This is a genomic window from Sphingomonas sp. AC435 (genome assembly GCF_979253005.1).
This window is the reverse complement of the sequence record NZ_CEEDCJ010000128.1, coordinates 1-232: the sequence shown is the minus strand read 5'-3', so window position 1 is coordinate 232 and position 232 is coordinate 1. Positions and strand designations below refer to the sequence as shown.

Below are 232 nucleotides of genomic sequence, written 5' to 3'. Positions count from 1 at the left end.
GTGACGTTGCGCACCGGCCGCCACGTCGCATCCGCCTCGACACCGTACGCGTCGGCACGGCGGGCGTTGACCAGGATACCGTTGCCGAACACGTCATTGCCGTTCAGCTGGATGTCCTTCACGCGGTAACCGAAGACCGTCGCGTTCTGGCTCAGCGTGTTGTTCAGCAGGCGCGTCTTCACGCCCGTCTCCCATGACAGGAGCGTCTCCGAATCCGCGGTCGTGAAGTCGG

Annotated in this window: 1 protein-coding gene; it reads right to left on the bottom strand. The window is 64.7% G+C overall.

Going from position 1 to position 232, the window contains the following annotated elements:
• A partial coding sequence (locus tag AC0CH8_RS19185) for a TonB-dependent receptor domain-containing protein (protein WP_465241243.1) occupies positions 1 to 232 on the bottom strand: 232 nt, incomplete at both ends.